This is a genomic window from Kocuria sp. CPCC 205260 (assembly GCF_040981045.1).
GTDB lineage: Bacteria > Actinomycetota > Actinomycetes > Actinomycetales > Micrococcaceae > Kocuria > Kocuria palustris.
Map to the genome: position 1 here is coordinate 1 of NZ_JAVKPT010000124.1, position 506 is coordinate 506.

General features: G+C 74.1%; 1 pseudogene. It reads left to right on the forward strand.

From position 1 onward, the window contains the following. Positions 1-383, forward strand: a pseudogene (locus tag RF645_RS13525) (sulfite exporter TauE/SafE family protein); the annotation flags it as partial. Positions 384-506 lie beyond the last annotated feature (123 nt).

Sequence of the window (506 nt, forward strand, 5' to 3'; positions counted from 1 at the left end):
GCAAGGCCATGGTCCCGGCCGGGGTGATCGGGGGATTCTTCAACTCCACCGCGGGTGTGGCGGCCCCCGCCATGGTGATCTACTCGCGCGTGACCCGCTGGGACCAACACCGGTTCGCGGCCACGATGCAGCCCGTGTTCATGTCCATGGGGGCCTTGTCGGTGGTCTCCAAACTCGCGGCCGGGGTGCACTTCGCCCTGCCCGTCCCCGCGCTCGCGGCCGTGGGCGCGCTCGTGCTCGCGGTCCTGGCCGGGATCGCGGTGGGGACCTGGCTGTCTCGCCACCTCACCAAGGCGACCGCGCAGAAACTGGCCATGGCGCTCGCGGCCGCGGGCGGCGTCGTCGTCCTGTTGCGCGGCGCGGCGACCCTGGTCCTCGGCTGAGCACGGCCGCCCCGCGACGACCCGGCATCACCCGCCGTACGGGCGCATTCGTCACGGGTCGACGACGCCGCTGCGCCGGCTACCGCGCGGCCGCCGCCTCGAGCGCGTCCAGGTCGCGCACCT